The sequence below is a fragment of the Microbacterium sp. LEMMJ01 genome (genome assembly GCF_002114135.1).
Classification (GTDB): Bacteria; Actinomycetota; Actinomycetes; order Actinomycetales; family Microbacteriaceae; genus Microbacterium.
Window position 1 is genome coordinate 87,561 of the sequence record NZ_NCTV01000021.1, and the last position, 21,524, is coordinate 109,084.

The following is a 21,524-nucleotide window of genomic DNA, read 5'->3' on the forward strand; positions in this document are numbered from 1 at the left end:
GCACCCCGGGAGGGATGCGGCGCTCCGAGGCGAGGCTTCTACTCGGCGTCCGCGGCGATCTTCCGCGCATCGTCGGCGTTGAGCACCCGGAACAGCAGGGCGGCGATGATGGCACCGACCGCGGGGGCCACGATGTACAGCCAGAGCGAGCCCCACGCGAAGTGCCCGCTGACCGAGAGGCCGAGGGCCACCGCCGGGTTGAATCCGCCGCCCGAGATGGAGCCGACCGTCGCCGCACCGACGAAGACGGTCGCACCGATCGCGAGCCCGTAGAACGAGTTGCCCGCAGTGTCCTTCGAGGTGGCGGAGTTCAGCACGACCCAGACGAGGATCAGCGTGAACAGCGCCTCGACGAGGAATGCCGGGCCGACCTCGATGACCATCGCCTTCTCCCCTGCCGGCCAGACGGCGAGGGCCACGACAGCCGCGAGCGCCCCACCGGCGAACTGCGCGACGAGGTAGGAGACGAAGTCGGCGACGCTGAGCCCACCGCGCAGGAACACGCCCAGCGAGACCGCCGGGTTGAGGTGGGCGCCGGAGATGTGGCCCGTGGAGTACACGAGCACCATCAGCGTGAAGCCGATCGCGAGCGGGGTGAGCGGGCTTCCGCTGTTCACCGCGGCGATGATGGCGAGGACGAAGAGGAACGTGGCGACCGCTTCTGCGAGCGCCTTTCGAGGTGTACCGGTCATGATGGTGTCCTTCTGTGGGATCGCAGGCGGCCCCCCGTCTCCCCGGAACGGCCCGGGCGACGACCCGCCTTGCGGCACCGAGGATAGCGCGCGGTCGGCTCTCGCTGGCTCATTGGCGGCGGAACTGTCAAGCCCGTCGCCCGCCGGAGTCCCGGCCCCTACCGTGCAAGGATGACCGTCCAGACCGAGCCGCGCGCCGAGAACCCAACCCGGCTGCGCCGCGCCATCACCGGCCCCCTGTTGTTCGCGTTCATCCTCGGCGACGTGCTGGGGGCGGGGATCTACGCGCTGATGGGTGTGCTCTCGGAGGACGTGGGCGGCCTGCTCTGGGCACCGCTCGTCCTCGCGCTCCTCCTCGCCATGCTCACCGCAGGGTCGTATGCCGAGCTCGTCACCAAGTACCCCCGCGCGGGCGGCGCCGCGGTGTTCGCCGAGCGGGCGTTCCGCAGCCCGCTGGTCTCCTTCCTCGTCGGCTTCAGCATGCTCGCGGCCGGCGTGACGAGCGCGGCCGGTCTCGCCATCGCCTTCGCCGGCGACTACCTCAGCACCTTCATCGACCTGCCGACGATCCCGGTCGCGATCGTCTTCCTCGCGATCGTCGGCCTGCTCAACGCCCGCGGCATCCGCGAATCGATGGGCGCGAACCTCGTGATGACGGCGATCGAACTCAGCGGCCTCGTGATCGTGATCGTCGTCGTCGCGGTGTTCGTCGGCGGCGGAGGCGGCGATCTGTCCCGGGCGACGCAGGTGCCGGAGGGGGCCAACGTCGCCCTCGCGGTCCTCTCCGGCGCGGTGATCGCGTACTACTCGTTCGTCGGCTTCGAGACCTCGGCCAACATGATCGAAGAGGTCAAGGACCCCCGGCGCACCTACCCGCGCGCGTTGTTCGGGGCGCTCCTCACCGCCGGTGTCGTGTACGTGCTCGTCGGCATCGCCAGCGCCGTCGCGCTGCCGGCCTCCGAGCTGCAGGAATCCAGCGGCCCGCTGCTCGCGGTCGTCGAGGCCACCGGGGTCAGCGTCCCGTCCTGGCTGTTCAGCCTCATCGCGCTCATCGCCGTCGCCAACGGCGCCCTGCTGACGATGATCATGGTCAGCCGCCTCACCTACGGCATGGCCGAGCAGAACCTCCTGCCGTCGGTGCTCGGGCGCGTGCTGCCGAAGCGGAAGACCCCGTGGGTGGCGATCCTCACCACGACGCTCGTGGCGATGGGCCTGACGCTGGTCGGAGACCTCGCGACCCTCGCCGAGACCGTCGTGCTGCTGCTGCTCGTCGTGTTCCTCAGCGTGAACATCTCGGTGCTGGTCCTGCGCCGCGACAAGGTGGAGCACGACCACTTCCGCGTGTGGACGTTCGTCCCGGTGCTCGGCATCGCGTCGTGCATCCTGCTGCTCACCCAGCAGCGCCCGCAGGTGTGGCTGTTCGGAGCCATCCTGCTCGCCGTCGGCGGCGTGCTCTACGCTGTCGCCCGGTGGACCCGCAACCGCTCGAAGACCGCCGACACGAAGGAGAGCCATGAGCACGCCTGACGACACCGCCGACGAGACGTTCGAGGAGAACCGTCACGACCAGCTGACTTCGGCCCCCGATGCCACGGAGGCCGACGCCGCGCCGCGCGTGGACGTCTCGGAGCACGACGGCAACACGCGCATCGACATCCGGGACGATGCCGAGGTGCGTCCGGGCCCCGGTCCTGGCATGCCCGAGGCCGACGGCGAGGACTGATTCCGCGGTCGGGCGCTACAGCCAGCCCTTGCGCTTGAAGGCCGCGTAGAGCCCGACGCCCATCGCCACCATGAGCAGCACCGCCATCGGGTACCCGAACACCCAGTGCAGTTCGGGCATGTGGTCGAAGTTCATGCCGTAGACCGTGCCCACGAGCGTCGGGGCGAACAGGATCGCCGCCCAGCCGGAGATCTTCTTCACCTCGTCGTTCTGGCGGATGCTCAGTTCCGTCATCCGGCGCATCTCGTCGTTCTGCCGCCGCGCGACGATGGTCGACTCGACCGTGAGGGCGTTGTCGAGCACGGACCGGAAGGTGGCCGCCTTGTCGCTCACGCGCAGCGTGTGGTCGAGCACGTCGCGCAGGTACCGTTGGAGCTCCTCGCTCACGCGGTACTTCTCGGAGCCGCGCAGCAGCGCCTCCAGCATGCCGGCCAGCGGCTGGGTCGCCCGCTGGAAGTCGATCACCTCGCGGCCGAGGTCGTAGATCCGCTGGGTCGCGTCGGCGTCCTCCTCGAAGAGCTGACCCTCGATCTCGTCGATGTCGTTCTCGAGACCGGCCAGGACCGGGGAGTACTCGTCGACCACCTCGTCGAGGATCGCGTAGAGCACCGCCTCGGGGCCGTGGGCGAGCAGCGCCGGGTCGGCCTCGAGCCGGCGCCGCACGCGGCCGAGGTCGGGCGATTCCGCATGGCGGATCGTCACGACGAAGTCCGGCCCGACCAGCACGTGCACTTCACCGAACTCGACCTCCTCGCGCTCGTCGAGGTAGCGGGCGGGCCGGAGGACCATGAACAGGATGTCGCCGTACCGCTCCAGCTTGGCGCGCTGATGCCCGGAGAGCGCATCCTCCACGACAAGCTCGTGGATGCCGAACTCGTCGGCCACGGCCCTGACCTCCTCGGCACTCGGCCGGTAGAGGCCGATCCACCCCATGCCCTGTCGCTCCCGGATCCGCTCGAACGTGTCGTTCAGACTTTCGGGATCTTCGGCGCGCACGCCGTCGACGTAGACGGCATTGTCCACGATCGCCATACGGCCCTCCTGCTCGTCCGGGCTCCGCTCAGCCGGCCGGAGGGACGCACACGAGCGCGGCGTCCGTGGTGGCCTTGTGATACTGCTCGGCCGTGTAGGGCAGACCGAACTCCGGGGCCGTCTCGCCGGATGCCGCCGGAGCCTTGGAAGCGATCGCCGCCAGCTCCCAGGAGAGCTGCTGGGCGAAGCGTGAACCGCCGGTGGAATCGTTCAGCACGACGGCCACGGTGAAGCCGGTCGTCGGGTCGGAGTACGCCGCCGTCGCATAGCCGGGAGTCCAGCCATGCTGACCGATCATGGAGCCGACGATGTAGGCGCCACCGGTCGCCTGGTACCACGACGGCGCCTTGTCGTATGCGGGCAGCGGCGCCCCGAAGCGGTCCGGCTCGTCCTTGGTGCGCAGCACCTGCTTGGCCTCGGCCTGCATGTACCGGCCGAGGTCGGTGATCGTCGACACCACTCCCGAGTCGGTGAACCCGGTGCTGGAGGACATCGTCGTGATATCGACAGGCGCTGCGCAGTTGAAACCGCCCTCGACCGCTCCCATGTAGTGCCCGCTGAGCGACGACCCCTCCGACGGCGGCGCCGCGGCGGGCGACGGCAGCGAGGTGTCGGCGAGCTCCAGCGGCTCGGTGACGTACTCGGCGATCAGTTCGCGCGCACTCATGCCCGAAGCACGTTCCAACGCGAGGCCGAGGAGAAGATAACCGGCGTCGGAGTCGCGGAACGTGGTCTGCGGGGCGATGCGCGCGCGGCCGAGACCGTAACCCGCGAGTTCGAGGGGCGCCCAGACCCGCTCCGGGGTGTTCAGCCACGCGCTCTTGACCGTCGCCTCGGACGAGCCGGCGCCACTGGTGCCGTTGCACAGGTCGACGAGGGTGACGTCGGACATGTCGGCGACACCCGAGACGTACTCCGGCACCGTCGCGTCGAGCTCGACGGTGCCCTCATCCGCGAGCGCGTAGAGGACGTCGCAGGTCATCAGTCGCGTGATGTCCGCGATGCGGAAGGACATATCGGTCGAGAGCTCGCCACCCTCCGCCTTGTCCTGCGTGCCCGTGGCCGCGACCCAGGTGCCGCTCCACGGCACCCAGACCCCGACGATCGCCCCGCTGGCCCCGGAGGCCGCGAGCGCGTTGTCGACCGCGCCCTGCAGCGCCGCGACCGTGTCGTCGGGAAGCGTGGCGTCGACCTGCGCGGGCGGCGTATAGCTGAAGGAGCCCTCGGAGGAGCATCCGGTGAGGACGAGACCGAGAACGGCCGCCGTGGCCGCTGCGGCGCGCCACCGGCGCGACGAGAGAAGCTGCATGTGTGGGAACCCCCGAAGACGTGTCTCCTGAGTCTAGAACGCGGATGCTGAAAGTCGGCCCCGCGCGGCATCGTAGGGTGTCCCTGTGCCCCATGATTTCGATGCCGACGTGATCACCGCCGTCCTCCGCCATATGAACGGCGACCACACCGACGACAACCTCCTCATCGCGCGCGCCTTCGCCGAACCGCCCGCGGAGGCGATCGACGCGTCCGTGATGATCGGCTTCGACGGAGAGGCCGGGGTCTGGGAGATCTCCCGTGGCGGGACGACGTCAGAGCTGCGTGTCCCGTGGCCCGGCGGCCCGATCACCGAGCGCCGCGAAGTGCGCCGCGAGGTCGTGGCGCTGTACGACGTGGCCTGCGAGCGCCTGGGCGTCGAACCGCGGCCGCACGACTGAGTCGCCCTGCGGAGCTCGGGCTTCCCTCGAAGGTTAGGCTGCCCTTACACTGAAGCCATGCCCGAGATCCTGTCCTTCTCCGCCGCCCTCCGCGAGCGCTCCTCCGGTTCGCATTCCCGCAGCGAGACGGCGGGCTTCATGTCCGATCTCCTCAAGGGCGAGGGGTCGCGCGAGGACTACATCGCGCTCGTCGCGCAGCACTACTTCATCTACGACGCGCTCGAGGGCGCCGGCGAGCGGATGCGCCAGGACCCGGTGGCGTCGGTGTTCCTCAGTGACAAGCTCACGCGCCTCCCCGCGCTCGAGGCCGACCTCGCCTTCCTCCTCGGGCCCGAGTGGCGCGAGCGGATCGCCCCGCTGCCCACCACGCAGCGTTACGTCGAGCGCATCCGGCAGGTCGGCGCGACGTGGGCCGGCGGTTTCGTCGCGCACCACTACACCCGCTACCTCGGCGACCTCTCCGGCGGCATCTTCATCGGCCGGGTGATGGCGCGGCGCTTCGGCTTCGAGACGAACGGCATCGGCTTCTACCTCTTCGACGACATCGCCGACCCCTCCGCCTTCAAGGACGTGTACCGCGAGCAGCTCGACGCCGCTCCGTGGGACGAGGCCGAGCGCGAGCGCGTCATCGACGAGGTGCTCCTCGCGTACCGCTTCAACACCGAGCTGTTCGAAGACCTCGACCGCGCCCGCGCCGCCGCCTGACCCGGCGGTCGCCGTCAGGTCCGCGGCAGCTCGGGCGTCGAGGCGGCGAGCCACGCATCGCGCATGAACCGCCGCACGTCCTCGTCCACACGGATGTCGCTCGGCCGCAGGGGTCGGGAGAGGTAGAGGCCGTCCAGCGACGTGAGACGGCTGAGGGCGACGTAGGTCTGTCCCGGCGCGAACGCCCCGGAGCCCAGGTCGATCACGGCTCGGTCGTAGGTCTTGCCCTGCGACTTGTGGATCGTCACGGCCCAGGCCAGGCGCAGCGGGAACTGGGTGAACTCGGCCACGACGTCCCGGGAGAGCTTCTTCGTGTTCGGGTCGTAGGCGTACCGGAACCGCTCCCAGACGGCCGGCTCGACGTCGACCTCCTCGCCATCGATCTCCACGCGCACGGTCCCGCCGAGGATGCGGGTCACCGTCCCGATGGTGCCGTTGACCCAGCGCGGCGGCTCGCCGGTCATCGCGGTGTCGTTGCGCAGGAACATCACCTGCGCGCCCACCTTGAGCTTGAGCTCGGACTCGGCGGGAAGGGAGGCCTCCCCGCGTCCGAAGTCGCCGCTGACCTCCGCCCGCGCGGTCTGCTCCTTGCCGGGGAGCGCGGCCAGATGCCGGCTGTTGATGCTGTTCACGATGTCGTTGCGGGTGGCGAGGGTGATCATCGGCACCTCGCCCGGCTCGGGGTCCGGAGGGGTGCGCGCGCCCTGGGCGTTGAGGATCCCGGCGATCTCTGCCGTCACCCGGCCGTAGCGGACCGCGTTGAGCATGGACTTGAAGCCGTCGTCCGACTGGCGGTGGATCTGCACGAGCTCCCGCACGTGCAGCTCGGCCCGGGTGTCCACCTCGAACAGCGCCCCCTGGGTCCCTGAGCCTGTCGAAGGGCCTGTCGAAGAGTGGGTCCCTGAGCCTGTCGAAGGGCCCGCCCACACCTTCGCATCGAAGAACCAGAACGACCGGTAGTGATCCTTCACGTACCGGGCCTCGTCCCCGCGTGGCGGGACAGGGGCGAGCTGGTACGGGTCGCCGAACATGACGATCTGCACGCCGCCGAAGGGCTCGCCCCGTCGGCCCCTGGCCTGCCGGAGGGAGCGGTCGATGGCGTCCATGAGGTCGGCGTTGACCATGGAGATCTCGTCGATGACGAGGGTCTCGATCGCGTTGAGGATCCGTCGGGTCGCATCGTTCTGGTCGATGTCCCCGTCCCCGATCAGCCCGATCGGCAGCCGGAAGAGAGAGTGGATCGTCTGCCCCTCGACGTTCAGGGCCGCGACGCCGGTGGGGGCGCAGATCGCGATCTGCTTCTTCGTGTTCCAGGCGAAATGCTGCAGCAGCGTGGACTTGCCGGTGCCCGCGCGTCCCGTGATGAAGACGTGCTCCCTGGTGTCCTCGATGAGCCGGAACAACTCCTGCTGCTCCTCGGACAGGGCGGGAAGGGACACGGTTCTCACAGGGCTGGCGGGTCGGACACGGGACGCTCCCCCATGGTACGTGCCCCGTCCGGTGGGGGCTCGCCGACGCTCGGCGTCCCCTCAGGACGCCCTCCTAGACTGACCGGCATGGAGCGGGCCGGGACGCGCGCGCCCCGGCGGTCGCGCCTGGGCGCCGATCTGGCGATCCTCGGGCTCATCGGCGTCCTCCTGCTGGCCGCGATCGGTGCCGGGGGCGCGACCCTCTACCGGCAGTTCTACGGTCCGTCGGCCTTCGTGGTCCGCTATCTCGATCTGCTCGCCGAGGGGCGCGCGGCCGACGCCCTCCGGGTCCCCGGCGTCGCGATCGATCGGGAGACCCTCGACGAGGCCGGGATCGACCCCGCCGCATCCGAGGCGATGCTGCGCCGCTCCGCCCTCGGCCCGCTCACCGACATCGAGGTCGAGTCGGAGGAGACCTCCGGCGACGACATCGCGGTCACGGTCAGCTACCGGGCGGGCGGCCATTCCGGAACGACCACCTTCCACGTCACGCAGGACGGCTGGGCGGGGGTCACCCCGAACTGGCGCTTCACGACGAGCCCCCTGGCGGTGGTCGAGCTCACCGTGCGCGGCTCCGACAGCTTCGCCGTCAACGGCTTCGAGGTCGACCGTCGCCAGGTCTCCGCCGCCGGCGCCGCCGCCGCTCCGCTCGAGCCGCTGCCCCTGCTGGTCTTCACCCCCGGTGTCTACTCCGTCACCGTGGACACCGCGATCTCGGAGTCGTCCGGCCACGGCGTCCTCGCCGACAAGCCGCTCGCCGTGACCCCGTTGGACGTGCAGTCGGAGCCGACGGAGGAGTTCGTCGAGGTCGTCCAGGAGCGCGTCGAGGAGTTCCTCACCGGCTGCACCACGCAGGAGGTGCTCCAGCCCACGGCCTGCCCGTTCGGGCTCCGCGTCGAGAACCGGATCGCGTCGCCGCCGAAGTGGTCGATCGCCCAGCAGCCCGAGATCATGGTCGCGCCCTCCGACGACGGCCACTGGCAGATCCCGCCCGCGACCGCCGTGGCGCACGTCGAGGTCGAGATCCAGTCGCTGTTCGACGGCTCCGTCGAGCCGGTCTCCGAAGACGTGCCGTTCCGCGTGAACGGATCGATCGCGATCCTCCCCGACGGCTCCGCCTCGATCCGCGTCGGATCGCCGGACGACCTCGGGCAGTGAGGCGTCGCGTCAGCGGCGCTGACGCTCCGCGGCGCGCTGGTCGCGGGCCGCGAGGTCGGCCAGCCGAGCGTTGTACTCCTCCAGCTCGGCGTCGCCCGTGCGGTCGGCGTGCCGATCGCGACGGCGCTGGAGCTTGGTGTCGCTCCGGCTCCACTGGATCGCGACCGTGATGGCGAGGATGAGCGTGGGGATCTCCCCGATCGACCACGCGATGCCGCCGCCCACGTACTGGTCGGTCATCGGGTCGGCGCCCCAGTCGCGGCCCATCGCGCCGAACCAGTCCGCGACCATCAGCCCTTCCTGCATCATGATCGCCATGCCGAAGAACGCGTGCATCGCCATCACCGCGATGAGGGTGATGAGCCGGCCGGGGTACGGCAGGCGGTACGGCACGGGGTCGGCGCCGATCAGGCTCATCACGAACAGGTAGCCCGAGATCAGGAAGTGGATGACCATCCACTCGTGCCCGAGGTGCTCGTACATCGACCAGCGCACGAGGTCGGTGAAGTAGAACGCCCAGAGCGACAGGATGAAGATCGCCGCCGCCACGATGGGGTGCGTGACGACCCGCGCGAACGGCGAGTGCACGGCCCACATGATCCACTCCCTGCCGCCGCGCGTGCCGTCGTCGCGCTTGTGGATGGCGCGCAGGGCGAGGGTGATCGGCGCCCCGGAGACCAGCAGCAGCGGGATCGCCATCGAGAGCATCATGTGCCCGAGCATGTGCACGCTGAAGAGGTACTCCTGGTAGGCGTTGATGGGGCCACCCGTGACCCACACCAGCAGCAGCAGGCCGAGCACCCAGAAGACGGTGCGGTGGATCGGCCAGCGGTCGCCGCGGAGCCGGAGCCGGCGCACGCCCGCGAGATAGAAGAAGAGTCCGAAACCCGCCGCGACGAGCCACAGCACGTCGATGTCCCACGCCGTGAACCAGCGCTCCAGGGTGAGCTCGGGCGGCAGCAGCGATCCGGTGAGGATCTGCGCCGGGGTCTGCGCGAACGCCGCGACCTCGCCGGTGGGCGGGGGCGTGCGCGCGAGCGCGGCCGCGGCGCCGGAGGCGAGTCCCATCAGCGCCACCTCACCGAGGACGAGCGCCCAGAACCACCGGGACGCGCGGTCCCCGCTCAGCTTCGGGATCAGACGCGTGCGGTACCAGGCGCCGAGCAGCCCCATCCCGACGAGCAGAGCGGCCTTGACGACGACGATGAGTCCGTAGGGGGTGGTCCACACGGCCTCCCAGCTCCCGACGGCGACGATGGAGCGGGTGAAGCCGGAGACGGCGACGACCGCGAAGGCCGCGATCGCGAGGGAGGAGTACCGGCCGACGAGCGTGGGCAGATCGAGGCCCTGCTGCCCACGGAGGAGCACGAGGAGGAGCAGTCCGCCCAGCCACACGGCCGCGCCGATCGTGTGCAGGAGGATGGAGTTGACGGCCATGTTGTGTCCGTCGAGGTCGCCGGCGTGCCCCTGGGTGGCGAGCGGCAGGAACGACACCGCGGCCAGCAGGGCGGTGAGCAGCGTGGGCGTCCAGGTGCGCCAGGCGAACGCGAGCACCGTGATGACCGCACCGAGGATCGTCGTGATCAACCACGACTGCCCCAGCGGGAGCTCCAGCAGGAAGCGCCCGAGCTGCGAGCCGAACTCGCGCTCGATGCTGAGCTGCGGGTTGAAGGCCGCCATGAAGGAGAAGAAGCCGGCGAGACCCGCGGAGACGGTGAAGACGGCGGCGCCGACCGAGGCGATGTTCAGGGCCGTGTCGAACGTGCGCTCTCCCGCTCGCAGTCCGAACAGGGCCAGGACGAGCGATCCGAGCATGAGCGCACCGGCGAGGTTCATGACGAGCTTCGCGAGCGGTGTACCCCACAGCACCACGGGTCCGGGGTCCTGCAGCAGCGGCGGGTTCGCCCCTCCCCCGACGAGCAGCGCCCAGACGAGGGCGACGCCGGCGGCGGCGAGGAGGATGACGACGCCGGCGAGACGGTACGCCGACGTCGAGCGCGGCGTCTCGGTGCGGGAACTCACCCCTCCAGCCTAGGCGCGCGCAGCAGGGAGGATGCACGAAGGCCGCCCCCGGAGCGGGGGCGGCCTTCGAAAGGGTGCGGTCTTACTTGACGGCAGCCTTGAGCTTGGAACCGGCGGTCACCTTGACGCGCTTGCCGGCCGGGATCTTGATCTCGGCGCCGGTCTGCGGGTTGCGGCCCGTGCGGGCGGCCGTGTCGACCTGCTCGAACGAGATCCAGCCCGGGATGGAGACCTTGCTGCCCTTGGCGACAGCGTCGGAGACCGTGGCGAACAGCGAGTCGAGGACACCGGAGACGGTGGCCTGGCTCTGGCCGGTGGCGGAAGCGATGCTCGCGACGAGCTCGGTCTTGGTGATGGACTTGTCAGCCATGTCATCCTCCAGCGACGAAGGACCGTCGCATCGTGTGTGGGTGCGAGGAGCGGGTGCTCCCCGTTGGTCGTGTGACCGCCTCGAATGTACCAACGGCCACCCGGATTTCCGCGTCACTTCGCGGGTTTCGACCGATTTCCCGGCGTGTCGCGTCACATTGGCCACTCGCGTCACAGGTTTTCGGTCGCCCTCTGGCCGGTTCAGGCCCCCGCGCGACAACAGGCGCTCCCCTGCGTACGCGCCTGATCCCGCGCGATCGCCTGCGTCGCCGGGCATGCAAAAAGGGCGAGGATCCGAGATCCTCGCCCTTCTTCGCTAGTACTTACCAGCTCGACTTGGTCACGCCGGGCAGCTCGCCACGGTGCGCCATGTCACGGAAGCGGACACGCGAAATGCCGAACTTCGTGAGGACACCACGGGGGCGGCCGTCGATGACGTCGCGCGAACGCACGCGAGCCGGCGACGCGTTGCGCGGCAGCTTCTGCAGGCCGACGCGGGCGGCCTCGCGGGCCTCGTCGGTGGCGTTCGGGTCGACCAGGGTCTTCTTCAGCTCGGCACGACGCTCGGCGTAGCGCTCGACGATGACCTTGCGCTGCTCGTTGCGCGCGATCTTGCTCTTCTTAGCCATGGATCAACGCTCCTCTCGGAATTCGACGTGCTGACGGATGACCGGGTCGTACTTCTTGAGCACGAGGCGGTCGGGGGTGTTGCGGCGGTTCTTCTTGGTCACGTACGTGTAACCCGTACCCGCCGTCGAACGCAGCTTGATGATCGGACGGACGTCCTGAGCCTTCTTGGCCATTAGAGCTTCACACCCTTCGCCTGGAGGTCCTTGACGACGTTCTCGATGCCGCGCGCGTCGATCACCTTGATGCCCTTGGCGGACACGTTGAGCGTGATCTTACGACCGAGCGAGGGCACGAAATAGGTCTTCTTCTGCACGTTCGGGTCGAAGCGACGCTTCGTCCGGCGGTGCGAGTGCGAGACGTTGTGACCGAAGCCGGGAACAGCTCCGGTCACCTGGCACACTGCTGCCATGATGATGACTCCTTCATTACCGTGAGACCGGACGGCCTCACCCAAGATCCCTTGTCTGCACGCCGCCCCGCATGCCGATCTCTCGGCGGAAGAAGGGGGAGCACACGAACTGCGCACAGGAGCGTGCGCAGACGAAGAGTCAGTCTAGCACGGCCTCGGTCGGCCGTTCGAATCGCCTGAATGGCCCCATCTCAGGCCGAAAAGCCGCCATTCGCGCGATTCGAAGCGTCGGCGGCACCCCGCCCCCAGCGGAACGGGGAGACCGTGGGGTCGCCGGGGATCCAGAAGCGCCAGGGGAACGCGTCCGTCCCGGCGACACCCGCCACGCCCACCCGCGGACCCTGAGCCACGTCGACCACGGGAGGGCCGAGCCACAGCTCCGCCCTGGCGCCGTTCTGCTCGTCGCCGGTGATGGCGTCGATGCCGTCGTGCAGGGAGTGCCGCAGCCCCGCGGCCTGTCCGAGCCGCCCTGGTCCGCGCGCGAGGTCCCGGAGGGCGGTGCGGCCGAGCGGCGGGACCGCTCGTCGTCGTCGGGCCGCCGCCTGCACGCCGGACACGATCTCCCCGGCACGCAGCAGGACGCCGTCACCCTGCCCCTCGGGACCACAGGCCACGTTGACGCAGGAGTGGATGCCGTGACTCAGGTACACGTACAGATGCCCGGGCTCGCCCCACATCGTGGCGTTCCGAGCCGTGCGCCCCATGCGGGCGTGCGAACCGGGGTCGGCGACCGCGCCCGTGCCCTGCCCGTGATACGCCTCGACCTCGGTGATGCGCACGCGCACCTCGACGGGGAGGCCGTCCTCGATGACGACGGTCCGCAGCTCCGCGCCGAGCAGCGTCGGCGCGACGTCCACAGCGGAACGCATCACGTCCTCACGGGTGGCGCGGCGCAGGGCCTCCGGCTCCGTCACGTCAGAACCGCGGCGCCGTCTGGCACCAGGACGCGTCGAAGCCGGTCAGCGCCACGAGCTCATCCCCGGTCTTCATGTCGATCAGGTGCGTCTCGAGCTCCTCGGGGAGGGGCAGCAGCATCCCGTCATAGGCGTTGTCGGCCATGTCGGGGGCGATCACGACGGCGGCGTACTGGCCGCTCGGCGACGCGCAGGCCTGGAGGATCGAATCGGCGGCACTCACCTCCACGAGCGGGGTGGCCGCACCGGAGTCGTCGACGCGGATCACGGCCTGGCCCACCGGGAGACCACCCTCGTCCCGGGCGACGACGTGTCGCAGGGTCCCCCCGGGGAACGGGGTGATGGAGGTGGCGCTGCCGTAGTCCGGCTCGGAGGGGGCGAGCGGCTCCTCGGAGCCGTCCGCGAGGTCGAGCTCGACGACCGAGCCGTCCAGCCGCTCGACGATGGCGGTGTACGTGCCGCGGGAGATGCCCTGGATGGTCGTCGCGAGCCCGAGGGACTGCACCCCGGTGTCGGCGGACTGATCGACGAGCGAGAGCGCCCCGTCGAAGTCGATGAACAGCACGGCGGCGCTGTCGGGCACGAACTGCCACACGAAGACGCTCACCTCCTCGTCGCCGACCTCGATGATGCGGGGCTCGTCGTCGCCGCTCAGCGACTGGGTGACGAGCACGCTCGCCCGCCCCTTGGTGTCACTGAGCTCGCGATCGGAGTAGCTGTAGCCGACGAGGTTGCCGCGCTCGGACACCTGGATCGCGCCCACGTAGCCCTCGCCGGGCAGCGGGAGCTCGCGCTGATCGGAGCCGTCCCTGTCCATCACGAGCAGCCGCGACTGGTCGTCGTCCTCGACGGCGGCCACAAGCTGCGTGGACGTGGCCCGGAAGTCGTCGATGCGCGGGTGGGAGAACACCGGCTGCGCGTTCTCCCCGCTCAGATCGGTGCGGAAGATGATGTCGTCGCCGTCGGGGTCGCGGCGCAGCAGGAAGATCGACGACGGCGGGGTCTCGAAGGACGTCGTGAGGTCCGCGGCGGGGCCGCCCCCGGCGCCGGTCACCCCGGCGACGGTGACCGTGTAGGTCGTGTCGTCGTCGAGGGGCACGGTGAAACGCACGCCCACCCCGCGGCCGGCGGCATCGACCGTGAAAGGCACGGAGGGCTCGACGGTGACCTGCTCGGGGTCGATGGCGGAGAGGGGCTGGTTCGCGGTGAGGATGACGCGGCTTCCGGACGATTCGATGGCCTGCGCGGCGTCGACCTGCACGTCGGTGACCCGCGGGCCCTGGAGGAGGCTCACGATTCCGAGCCCCGTGCCGACGAGTACGAGCACTCCGACGACGGCGCCGATCGTGACGAGGAACCGGCGGCGGGACCACGGGGCGCTCCGCGGCGCCTCATCGTCGGCGGGGAGGTCGGTCGTGGGCGTCCAGCCCGGCTCCGCCGCGTCGTCCGGGGCACCGTCTGCTCGGGAGGTGGACGTCGGGCCCGCGGGGGTGAACACCGGTTCGGGTGCCTGCGGGATCGCGGGGATGCCAGCGGCCGACTCCTCTGCCGCCTGCTCCGCGGCTTCGCGCTCCGCGGCACGCTCCGCCGCAGCACGCTCCGCGGCTTCCCGGTCGACGGCTGCCTGCTCGGCCGCGACCTCCGCCGCCATGCGCTCCACGGCCGCACGCTCCTCGGCGACCTGCTCCGCCTCGGCCTGCTCGACGGCGGCGCGCTCGGCCGCGGTCTGCTCCTCCGCGGCGCGCTCCTCCGCTTCCCGGGCGGCGCGCAGCTCGGCGCGGGTCCGCGGGACGGCGGGCGGCTCCGGCCGCTCGTCGTCAGTACTCATACGGGTCCTTCGGCTCGTCGATCGCCACCACATCGGTCGGCTCGATGTGCAGGGAACCGTCGTCGTCGGCGCGGACCTTCCCCGTGATCTCGACCCATTGTCCGGTCTTGTAGGCGTCGGCGTCGACGCTCACCGGCAAGGCGGCGGTCTGGGCGTCGATGACGCAGTGCGTGATGACGAGACGGGTGAGGTTGACGCCGTCTCCCTCACCGGGCGTGACGAAGCCCTGCAGCGTGACGTCGGCCCCGTCGTAGGCCGCGGTGTTCGTCGCGGCGGCGAAGACGCTCGCCCAGTCGCCCACACCGAAGGTCGAGGTGTCCGCGACCCCGAGGGCGACGGTGTCGGCCCCGGCGAACAGCGCGGTCTCCTCGCCGGCGCGGGACATCGCGAGCTCCACCGAGAGCGAGGCGGGCGGGAGGACGAGCGCGGAGACGACGACCCCGGTCGCGACCACGCCGCCGGCCAGCGCACCGACGCCCGCGAGACGCCGGCGCGACAGCCCGGACGGGCGGTCGGCTTCGTCGTCCACGGACGCCGCCGGCTCGTCGGAGCGCGAGGCCGCGGGACCGTGGTCGTGTCCGTGGTCCTCCTCGGCCCCCAGCGGCAGCGCGCACGACCAGATCGCCCCGGCGAGCGTCACGACGGCGGCCGCGCACGCGAACCACACCGACTCCGGGCTGATGTAGAGGCTGAGACGGTCGGTCACCGCGAGGCCGAGGGTGACGACCGCGACGACGGATGCCAGGCCGATCCCCAGCCACCGGGTGGCGAGGGCGCGGGAGCGGGCGGAGAGCTCAGGCAAGGACGTTCACCCCGATCCCGATCGCGAAGGCCGATGCCAGCACGACAGCGGTGATGCCCACGAGCGTGCGGGTGGTGAAGGTCGTGCGCATCAGCGCGAGCATCTTGATGTCGACGAGCGGGCCGACCAGGAGGAACGCCACGAGCGCACCCGAGGAGAAGGTCGACGCGAACGACAGCGCGAAGAAGGCGTCGACGTTGGAGCAGATCGCCACGACGATCGCGAGCAGCATCATCGCGACGATCGACAGCACGGGGTTGGCGCCGATCGTGAGCAGGACGTCGCGCGGGATGAGCACCTGGACGGCCCCGGCGAGCGCGGAGCCGATCACGAGCGCCGGCATCACGGCCCGCAGCTCCACGAGGAACTGCGTGAGGCTGCGGCGCACGGGGGTTCCCGGTTCGTGCGTGACGCGCTCGCACGTATCGACGAAGCGCTGGGTGAGCAGCGACTCCGGCGAGGGGTGGCGGCTGTAGATCCAGCCGATCAGGTTCGCGATGAGGTAGCCGCCGACGAGGCGGGCGACGAGGATGCCGCCGTCCCACCCGAAGGCGGCGTGCGTCGTGAGGATCACGATCGGATTGACGATCGGCGCCGCGATGAGGAAGGTCAGCGCCTCCGCGGGGGCGAGGCCGCGCATCATGAGCCCGCGGGCGAACGGGACGTTGCCGCACTCGCAGACCGGGATGAGCATGCCGAGCAGCGAGAGCACCGCGCGACGGGCCCAGGCGCGGCGCGGGAGCCAGCGGTGGATGACGTCCGCCGGGAGCCAGACCTGCACGACGATCGACAGGAGCACGCCGAGCACCACGAACGGCAGCGCCTCGATGAGCACACTGAGAGCGAGCGTCAGGCCGTCCTGCGCTCGGGTGGGCAGCGAGGCCGGGAAGAGGGTGGGGAGGAAGGCGTCGATGAGGAACAGGGCCGCGATGATCACGACGCCGATGCCGACGGCGATCCACGTCGAGCGCGGCGAGGGCGCTCGACGGTGCGTGTGGCCCGGACGGGTGGCCGTTCGTGCCGGGGCGGTCACGCTGTCGCAGCCCTCTCGGCGTCGCGCTTGTTGGCGCAGGGGGTGCAGAGCCCGAAGATGTCGACGACGTGGGCGGCCTCGGTGAAGCCGTGCAGGGCGGCGGTGCGATGCGCCCACTGCTCCACGTCCTTCGCCTCGATCTCGACCGTGAGGCCGCAGGATCGGCAGATGAGGTGGTGGTGGTGGCCCTGGGTGGTGCACGCCCGGTAGAGCGCCTCTCCCTCGGGGCTCTGCAGCGAGTCGGCGTCGCCGGCGGCCGCGAGCCCGGCGAGAGCGCGGTAGACGGTGGCCAGGCCGATCCCGGTGTTGTCGTCACGGAGCGTCGCGTGCAGGCTCTGCGCGCTCACGAAACCGCGCGCGTCGGCGAGCGCTTCGCGCACACGTTCGCGCTGCCAGGTGTTCCGCTGAGCCATGCCATCGATTCTAGGCCGGGACGGTTGGCGAGGGCTGGGAGCGGCCTTCCCCGCTTCGAATCGCCCGATTGGCGGCATCTCCGGCCGAAATGGAGCCAGGTGCGCGATGTGAACGGGGTCAGACGCGGGTGACCCGGGACCGGACGCGCTGCACGATCCAGCACACGACGTAGATCATGAAGGACAGGGTCGTGATGTAGGGGCTCACCGGGAGGGTTCCGGCGAGCGCGAGGAGGATCCCGCCGACGGCCGACACGAACCCGAACACAGCCGCCAGCACCGGCACCGCGACAGGGCCCGCCGTGATCCGCATGGCGGCGGCCGCCGGTGTCACCAGCAGCGCCATCACCAGCAGCGCGCCGATGATGTGCACGCTCACCGCGACGATGAGCCCCAGCAGCACCATGAACAGCAGACTCACGGTGCGGGTGGGCACCCCGCGGGCGGCCGCCGACTCCGGGTCGAGCGAGTCGAAGCGCAGCGGATTCCACATCACGAGCAGGCCGAGCAGCACCACGAGGCTGATGCCGATGAGCCAACCGAGGTCGGGGCTCGAGACCGACACGATCTGCCCCGTCAGGAGGCTGAACCGGTTGGCGCTCCGGCCGTCGTACAGCGACAGGAACAGGATGCCGAGACCGAGCCCGAACGGCATGAGCACGCCCACGATCGAGTTGCGGTCCCTGGCCTTGGCGCCGAGGACCCCGATGAGGATCGCCGCCACGAGGGCTCCGCCGAGGGAGCCGAGCACGACGCTGCCGCCGAACAGCAGCGCCGCCGCCGCTCCCGCGAAGGAGAGCTCGCTCACCCCGTGCACCGCGAAGGCGAGATCGCGCTGCATGACGAAGACCCCGATGAGGCCGCCGACGAGGCCGAGCACGGCACCCGCGATGATCGAGTTCGAGAGCAGGGCGATGAGCTCGCCGTAGTCCTGGAAGGAGAAGATGTCGTCCCAGCCGACCATCGGGACGAGGGCGGACGCGGCGGTCATGCGGCGCCCCCGTGCTCGTGGTCGTGGTCGTGGTGCGGCTCCGCATCGGGGACGCCGACCACGACGAGCCGGTCGCCGGCCCGGAGCACGAACACCGGGGTGCCGTAGAGATCCGTCAGCACGCGGGTCTGCAGCACCTCCTCCGGGGTCCCGAGGAGGAACCGGCCCCCGGCGATGTAGAGGATGCGGTCGACGCGGTTCAGGATCGGGTTGACGTCGTGCGTGACGAAGAGCACGGCGGCCCCGCGCTCCCGACGCTGCCGGTCGATGATGTCGGTGACGGCGACCTGGTTGGCGAGGTCGAGGTTCGACAGCGGCTCGTCGCAGAGCAGCAGCGCGGGCTCGTCGGCCAGCGCCTGTCCGACCCGGAGGCGCTGCTGCTCCCCGCCGGAGAGCAGGCCCACGCGGCGGTCCGCGTAGGAGGTCGCCCCGACTGCGGCCAGCAGCGCGTCGACCTTCGCCCGGTCGCCGCGGTGCGGGACCGGGAAGCCGAAGCGGCTGCCCTGCACGCCGAGGGCGACGAGGTCACGGGCCCGCATGCTCGTGTCGGGCGCGAGCGAACGCTGCTGCGGGATGTACCCGATGCGGGCGTTGCCGCGGTGCACGGGCTCGCCGGCCACGCGGATGCTGCCGCGGGACAGGGGCTGGAGTCCCAGGATGCTGCGCAGGAGCGTCGTCTTCCCGGAGCCCGACGGACCGAGCACCGCGATGAACTCGCCGGGCTGCACCGTGAGGTCGAGCCCCGACCAGAGCTCGCGGTCGCCCCGCTGCAGGGCGCCGTCGGCGATCTCGAGGACCGGACCGGTCTCGCGCGCGGGTCGCTGAGCCTGTGAACGGGCTCCGCTCACGACTGGACGGCGGCGGCGAGGCTCTGGATCGCGTCACTCATCCACTCAGAGTACGACGATCCGTCCTCCAGCAGCTCCGTGAACGCGACCACGGGCACCCCGGCGTCCTCCGCAGCCTTCTCCACGCGCTCCGTCTCCGCGCCGCCGGTCTGGGCGTTCGTGAGCACGGCGGTCACATCGCCGGACCCGACGACCTGCAGCGCCTCGAGCAGCACGGCGGGCGCGACATCGCTGCCCTCCTCCACCGACTCCGCGAAGCCCTCGGGGGTGACGTCGGTGAGCCCGGCCGCCGTGGCCAGGTATCCGGGCAACGGCTCGGTCATGAACACCGTCGCACCGGCGGCGTCCGCCTTGATCGCCTCGAGGTCGCCCTCGAAGCCCTCCAGTTCCGCGACGAGCTCGTCCGCGTTCGTGCGGAACGTGTCGGCGCCGTCGGGGTCGATCTCGGTGAGCTCGTCGGCGATCGCCTCGACGACGTGGATCATCGTGTGCGGGTCGAACCACACGTGCTCGTTGAAGCCCTCGATGTGGTCGTGGCCGGCGTGCTCGTCCTCGCCCTCGGCGTGCTCGTGATCGTGCGGCTCCTCGGTCGCGGCCTCGTCGTCGGCGTGATCGTCGTGGCCCTCGTTGCCCGGGTAGTCGTGCGAGAACTCCACCGCGGTGACGACGTGCGGGTCCTGCGCATCCTGCAGGAGGCTGTCGATGAACGCGTCGTAGCCGCCGCCGTTCTCCACCACGAGGTCGGCCTTCTGCAGCGTGAGGCGGTCGCGAGCGCTCGCCTCGTACGAGTGCGGGTCCTGGGTGACCGAGTCGATGATCGAGGTGACGTCGACCCGGTCTCCGCCGACCTGCGCGGCGATGTCGCCGTAGACGTTGGTGCTGGCGACGACCGTCACCACGCCGTCGTCCTCCGCGGCGCCGGAGGTCGACGAGCATCCGGCCAGGGAGAGGGCGGCGACCGAGGCGAGCGTGAGGGCGAGGGCGGGCTTCTTCATGGGTCCCACTCTAAACGCTAATGAGAACCATTATCAAACCGGCCCTCGCCCGTCGGTGCCGCCTCAGCGCGCGAGCGCCCCCGGGGCGACCCACACCGTGGCCTCGCCCGGAAGCTCAGACCCGTCCAACGCGACGGTCGACAGCACGGCGTCGTCGGCCGCGGCGCCCAGCTCGAACGGCGAGGTGCCGAAGTTCGTCACGACCTCCCACCCGTTCGGGCGGCGGAACCGCAGCACGTCCTCCCGACCCGTGTCGACCCACTCGAGCGTCTCCCCGGTCTGCAGCAGTCGTCGCAGCCGCAGCGCCTCGCGGTACAGGTTGAGGGTCGAGCCGGGGTCGGCGTCCTCCACCTCCACCGCATGCGCCGCGAACCAGGCGGGCTGCGGCAGGTGCGCGCCGGCGGCCCCGAAGCCGTACGAGCTGCCGGACGCCGTCCACGGCAGCGGCACGCGGCAGCCGTCGCGGCCCAGGCCGTCGAAGTCCGCGCCGCGGAAGAACCCGGGGTCCTGACGCTGGTCGGGCGCGATCTCCGCGACCTCGTGCAGGCCCAGCTCCTCCCCCTGATAGAGGTAGGCGCTGCCGGGCAGGCCGAGCAGCAGCAACGTCGCGGCGTGCGCCCGGCGCAGGCCGCCCTCACGGTCGAGGCCCTCCTCCGGGCCGCCGGCGCGCACCCACTCGGTGCCCTGCTTGACCGCGCGGCCGCGCAGCGGCGGCAGGCCGTAGCGGGTGGCGTGCCGCGTCACGTCGTGGTTCGAGAGCACCCAGGTGGTCGACGAGCCCGCAGCCTGCGCTTGGGCGAGATTGTCGGCGATGATGCGCTGGAAGTCCGTCGCATCGAAGTCGGCGACGAGCAGGTCGAAGTTGAATGCCTGCCCGAGCCCCTCCGCCGAGGCGTACTTCGCGCGGCGCTCCGGGGTCTCCACCCACGCCTCGGCGACCGCGGTGCGCGGCGGGTCGTACTCGTTGAAGACCGCGCGCCACTGCGCGTAGATCTCGTGCACGTCGTCGCGGTCGATCATCGGATGGGTGCCGGAGGTGCGGTCCATCGCGTCGAGCTCCGCGCGGGACGGCAGCGGCTCGGTGAGATCCTTCGTCAGCATGTGGGCCACATCGATGCGGAAGCCGTCCACGCCGCGGTCCGACCAGAAGCGGAGCGTCGTGAGGAAGTCCTCGCGCACCTCCGGGTGGTCCCAGTTCAGGTCGGGCTGCTCGACGGCGAAGTTGTGCAGGTACCACTGGCCGTCTGCGACGCGCTCCCAGGCGCTGCCACCGAAGACCGAGACCCAGTCGGTGGGCGGCTCCGCGCCGTCGGGGCCGGTGCCCTCACGGAAGATGTAGCGCTCCCTCGCGGCCGAGCCGCGGCCGGCGGCGAGCGCCTCCTGGAACCAGGCGTGCTGGTCGGAGGTGTGGTTGGGGACGATGTCGACGACGACGCGGATGCCCCGCGCGTGCAGCGCCTCCACCATGGCGTCGAAGTCGTCGAGGGTGCCGAGACGGGGGTCGACGTTCCGGTAGTCCGCCACATCGTAGCCGCCGTCGGCGAGTTCCGACGGGTAGAACGGGCTCAGCCACACCGCGTCGATGCCGAGCTCGGCGAGGTAGTCGGCGCGCGACACGATGCCGGGGATGTCGCCGAGGCCGTCGCCGTCGGCGTCCGCGAAGCTCCGCGGATAGATCTGGTACACGGCGGCCTGGCGCCACCAGGTCGCGGTCTTGTCGTCTTCGCGGGTCGCGGTGAGCAGCGAATCGGTCATGAGGAAGAGGCTCTCCTTGGTCTTCTT

General features: G+C 70.7%; 23 protein-coding genes. 5 read left to right on the forward strand and 18 right to left on the reverse strand.

Features of this window, described 5'->3' with window-relative positions:
- Positions 1-38: 38 nt before the first annotated feature.
- A complete protein-coding gene (locus tag B7W94_RS05460) occupies positions 39-692 on the reverse strand; it encodes an MIP/aquaporin family protein (protein WP_085605169.1) in 654 nt (217 codons plus the stop codon).
- Between the two features lie 171 nt (positions 693-863).
- Here B7W94_RS05460 and B7W94_RS05465 point away from each other — a divergent pair, with 171 nt between their 5' ends.
- Together B7W94_RS05465 and B7W94_RS05470 are read left to right on the forward strand one after the other, a co-directional pair.
- Positions 864-2,219 carry an APC family permease gene (locus tag B7W94_RS05465; protein ID WP_085605171.1) on the forward strand — a complete coding sequence of 452 codons (1,356 nt, stop codon included), beginning with the start codon at positions 864-866 and terminating at the stop codon, positions 2,217-2,219.
- Positions 2,206-2,415: a hypothetical protein gene (locus B7W94_RS05470; RefSeq protein WP_062637928.1), complete on the forward strand. Its 210-nt coding sequence runs from the start codon at positions 2,206-2,208 to the stop codon at positions 2,413-2,415. Before B7W94_RS05465 ends, B7W94_RS05470 begins: the two co-directional genes overlap by 14 nt.
- A gap of 15 nt (positions 2,416-2,430) precedes the next feature.
- Here the strand turns inward: B7W94_RS05470 and corA are convergent, their stop codons facing one another.
- Entirely contained in the window at positions 2,431-3,447 is a 1,017-nt protein-coding gene (gene corA, locus B7W94_RS05475) for a magnesium/cobalt transporter CorA (RefSeq protein WP_085605173.1), read from the reverse strand.
- A 28-nt stretch (positions 3,448-3,475) separates the two neighbouring features.
- Entirely contained in the window at positions 3,476-4,756 is a 1,281-nt protein-coding gene (locus tag B7W94_RS05480) for a serine hydrolase domain-containing protein (RefSeq protein WP_085605175.1), read from the reverse strand.
- An 85-nt stretch (positions 4,757-4,841) separates the two neighbouring features.
- On the opposite strand from B7W94_RS05480, the gene B7W94_RS05485 reads away from it, so the two are divergent.
- Together B7W94_RS05485 and B7W94_RS05490 are read left to right on the forward strand one after the other, a co-directional pair.
- Positions 4,842-5,156 (forward strand): DUF2470 domain-containing protein, encoded by a 315-nt coding sequence (locus B7W94_RS05485; protein ID WP_216353880.1) that lies wholly within the window; start codon positions 4,842-4,844, stop codon positions 5,154-5,156.
- Between the two features lie 57 nt (positions 5,157-5,213).
- Positions 5,214-5,861, forward strand: a complete 648-nt coding sequence (locus B7W94_RS05490; RefSeq protein WP_025102725.1) for a biliverdin-producing heme oxygenase — start codon at positions 5,214-5,216, stop codon at positions 5,859-5,861.
- Between the two features lie 14 nt (positions 5,862-5,875).
- Here the strand turns inward: B7W94_RS05490 and B7W94_RS05495 are convergent, their stop codons facing one another.
- Positions 5,876-7,300: an ATP-dependent DNA helicase gene (locus B7W94_RS05495; RefSeq protein WP_085605177.1), complete on the reverse strand. Its 1,425-nt coding sequence runs from the start codon at positions 7,298-7,300 to the stop codon at positions 5,876-5,878.
- A 117-nt stretch (positions 7,301-7,417) separates the two neighbouring features.
- Here B7W94_RS05495 and B7W94_RS05500 point away from each other — a divergent pair, with 117 nt between their 5' ends.
- The gene (locus B7W94_RS05500) at positions 7,418-8,488 is read left to right on the forward strand and encodes a hypothetical protein (RefSeq protein ID WP_085605179.1); all 1,071 of its coding nucleotides are present in this window, start codon (positions 7,418-7,420) and stop codon (positions 8,486-8,488) included.
- 9 nt (positions 8,489-8,497) lie between these two features.
- Here the strand turns inward: B7W94_RS05500 and B7W94_RS05505 are convergent, their stop codons facing one another.
- From B7W94_RS05505 to B7W94_RS05570, 14 genes are all read right to left on the reverse strand, one after another.
- A complete protein-coding gene (locus B7W94_RS05505) occupies positions 8,498-10,510 on the reverse strand; it encodes a cytochrome c oxidase assembly protein (protein WP_085605181.1) in 2,013 nt (670 codons plus the stop codon).
- 82 nt (positions 10,511-10,592) lie between these two features.
- Entirely contained in the window at positions 10,593-10,880 is a 288-nt protein-coding gene (locus B7W94_RS05510) for an HU family DNA-binding protein (protein WP_017203554.1), read from the reverse strand.
- Positions 10,881-11,202: 322 nt separating this feature from the next.
- Positions 11,203-11,508: a 30S ribosomal protein S14 gene (rpsN, locus tag B7W94_RS05515; RefSeq protein WP_017829734.1), complete on the reverse strand. Its 306-nt coding sequence runs from the start codon at positions 11,506-11,508 to the stop codon at positions 11,203-11,205.
- Positions 11,509-11,511: 3 nt separating this feature from the next.
- A complete protein-coding gene (gene rpmG, locus B7W94_RS05520; protein WP_017203558.1) occupies positions 11,512-11,682 on the reverse strand; it encodes a 50S ribosomal protein L33 in 171 nt (56 codons plus the stop codon).
- Positions 11,682-11,918 carry a 50S ribosomal protein L28 gene (gene rpmB, locus B7W94_RS05525; RefSeq protein WP_025102729.1) on the reverse strand — a complete coding sequence of 79 codons (237 nt, stop codon included), beginning with the start codon at positions 11,916-11,918 and terminating at the stop codon, positions 11,682-11,684. Before rpmB ends, rpmG begins: the two co-directional genes overlap by 1 nt.
- 191 nt (positions 11,919-12,109) lie before the next feature.
- Positions 12,110-12,832 carry a DNA-3-methyladenine glycosylase gene (locus B7W94_RS05530; protein WP_025102730.1) on the reverse strand — a complete coding sequence of 241 codons (723 nt, stop codon included), beginning with the start codon at positions 12,830-12,832 and terminating at the stop codon, positions 12,110-12,112.
- A 1-nt stretch (position 12,833) separates the two neighbouring features.
- Positions 12,834-14,660, reverse strand: coding sequence for a hypothetical protein (locus B7W94_RS05535; protein WP_139833267.1), 1,827 nt, complete (start codon positions 14,658-14,660; stop codon positions 12,834-12,836).
- Positions 14,650-15,462 (reverse strand): TIGR03943 family putative permease subunit, encoded by an 813-nt coding sequence (locus tag B7W94_RS05540; RefSeq protein ID WP_062765693.1) that lies wholly within the window; start codon positions 15,460-15,462, stop codon positions 14,650-14,652. Before B7W94_RS05540 ends, B7W94_RS05535 begins: the two co-directional genes overlap by 11 nt.
- A complete protein-coding gene (locus B7W94_RS05545) occupies positions 15,455-16,495 on the reverse strand; it encodes a permease (RefSeq protein WP_085605183.1) in 1,041 nt (346 codons plus the stop codon). Before B7W94_RS05545 ends, B7W94_RS05540 begins: the two co-directional genes overlap by 8 nt.
- Positions 16,492-16,908, reverse strand: a complete 417-nt coding sequence (locus B7W94_RS05550; protein WP_025102734.1) for a Fur family transcriptional regulator — start codon at positions 16,906-16,908, stop codon at positions 16,492-16,494. The genes B7W94_RS05545 and B7W94_RS05550 overlap by 4 nt, the downstream gene beginning before the upstream one ends.
- A gap of 118 nt (positions 16,909-17,026) precedes the next feature.
- Entirely contained in the window at positions 17,027-17,899 is an 873-nt protein-coding gene (locus B7W94_RS05555; protein WP_441338626.1) for a metal ABC transporter permease, read from the reverse strand.
- Positions 17,896-18,747 (reverse strand): metal ABC transporter ATP-binding protein, encoded by an 852-nt coding sequence (locus B7W94_RS05560; protein WP_085605185.1) that lies wholly within the window; start codon positions 18,745-18,747, stop codon positions 17,896-17,898. Before B7W94_RS05560 ends, B7W94_RS05555 begins: the two co-directional genes overlap by 4 nt.
- The gene (locus B7W94_RS05565; RefSeq protein WP_085605186.1) at positions 18,744-19,742 is read right to left on the reverse strand and encodes a metal ABC transporter substrate-binding protein; all 999 of its coding nucleotides are present in this window, start codon (positions 19,740-19,742) and stop codon (positions 18,744-18,746) included. Before B7W94_RS05565 ends, B7W94_RS05560 begins: the two co-directional genes overlap by 4 nt.
- 63 nt (positions 19,743-19,805) lie before the next feature.
- Positions 19,806-21,497 carry a glycoside hydrolase family 13 protein gene (locus B7W94_RS05570; protein ID WP_085605187.1) on the reverse strand — a complete coding sequence of 564 codons (1,692 nt, stop codon included), beginning with the start codon at positions 21,495-21,497 and terminating at the stop codon, positions 19,806-19,808.
- Positions 21,498-21,524 lie beyond the last annotated feature (27 nt).

Excerpts from the sequence above, each read along its gene's own strand:
- B7W94_RS05460 (WP_085605169.1), bottom strand. The coding sequence starts at position 692 with ATGACCGGTACACCTCGAAAGGCGCTCGCAGAAGCGGTCGCCACGTTC.
- B7W94_RS05465 (WP_085605171.1), top strand. The coding sequence starts at position 864 with ATGACCGTCCAGACCGAGCCGCGCGCCGAGAACCCAACCCGGCTGCGC.
- B7W94_RS05470 (WP_062637928.1), top strand. The coding sequence starts at position 2,206 with ATGAGCACGCCTGACGACACCGCCGACGAGACGTTCGAGGAGAACCGT.
- corA (WP_085605173.1), bottom strand. The coding sequence starts at position 3,447 with ATGGCGATCGTGGACAATGCCGTCTACGTCGACGGCGTGCGCGCCGAA.
- B7W94_RS05480 (WP_085605175.1), bottom strand. The coding sequence starts at position 4,756 with ATGCAGCTTCTCTCGTCGCGCCGGTGGCGCGCCGCAGCGGCCACGGCG.
- B7W94_RS05490 (WP_025102725.1), top strand. The coding sequence starts at position 5,214 with ATGCCCGAGATCCTGTCCTTCTCCGCCGCCCTCCGCGAGCGCTCCTCC.
- B7W94_RS05500 (WP_085605179.1), top strand. The coding sequence starts at position 7,418 with ATGGAGCGGGCCGGGACGCGCGCGCCCCGGCGGTCGCGCCTGGGCGCC.
- B7W94_RS05510 (WP_017203554.1), bottom strand. The coding sequence starts at position 10,880 with ATGGCTGACAAGTCCATCACCAAGACCGAGCTCGTCGCGAGCATCGCT.
- rpsN (WP_017829734.1), bottom strand. The coding sequence starts at position 11,508 with ATGGCTAAGAAGAGCAAGATCGCGCGCAACGAGCAGCGCAAGGTCATC.
- rpmG (WP_017203558.1), bottom strand. The coding sequence starts at position 11,682 with ATGGCCAAGAAGGCTCAGGACGTCCGTCCGATCATCAAGCTGCGTTCG.
- rpmB (WP_025102729.1), bottom strand. The coding sequence starts at position 11,918 with ATGGCAGCAGTGTGCCAGGTGACCGGAGCTGTTCCCGGCTTCGGTCAC.
- B7W94_RS05535 (WP_139833267.1), bottom strand. The coding sequence starts at position 14,660 with ATGAGTACTGACGACGAGCGGCCGGAGCCGCCCGCCGTCCCGCGGACC.
- B7W94_RS05550 (WP_025102734.1), bottom strand. The coding sequence starts at position 16,908 with ATGGCTCAGCGGAACACCTGGCAGCGCGAACGTGTGCGCGAAGCGCTC.
- B7W94_RS05555 (WP_441338626.1), bottom strand. The coding sequence starts at position 17,899 with ATGACCGCCGCGTCCGCCCTCGTCCCGATGGTCGGCTGGGACGACATC.
- B7W94_RS05565 (WP_085605186.1), bottom strand. The coding sequence starts at position 19,742 with ATGAAGAAGCCCGCCCTCGCCCTCACGCTCGCCTCGGTCGCCGCCCTC.
- B7W94_RS05570 (WP_085605187.1), bottom strand. The coding sequence starts at position 21,497 with ATGACCGATTCGCTGCTCACCGCGACCCGCGAAGACGACAAGACCGCG.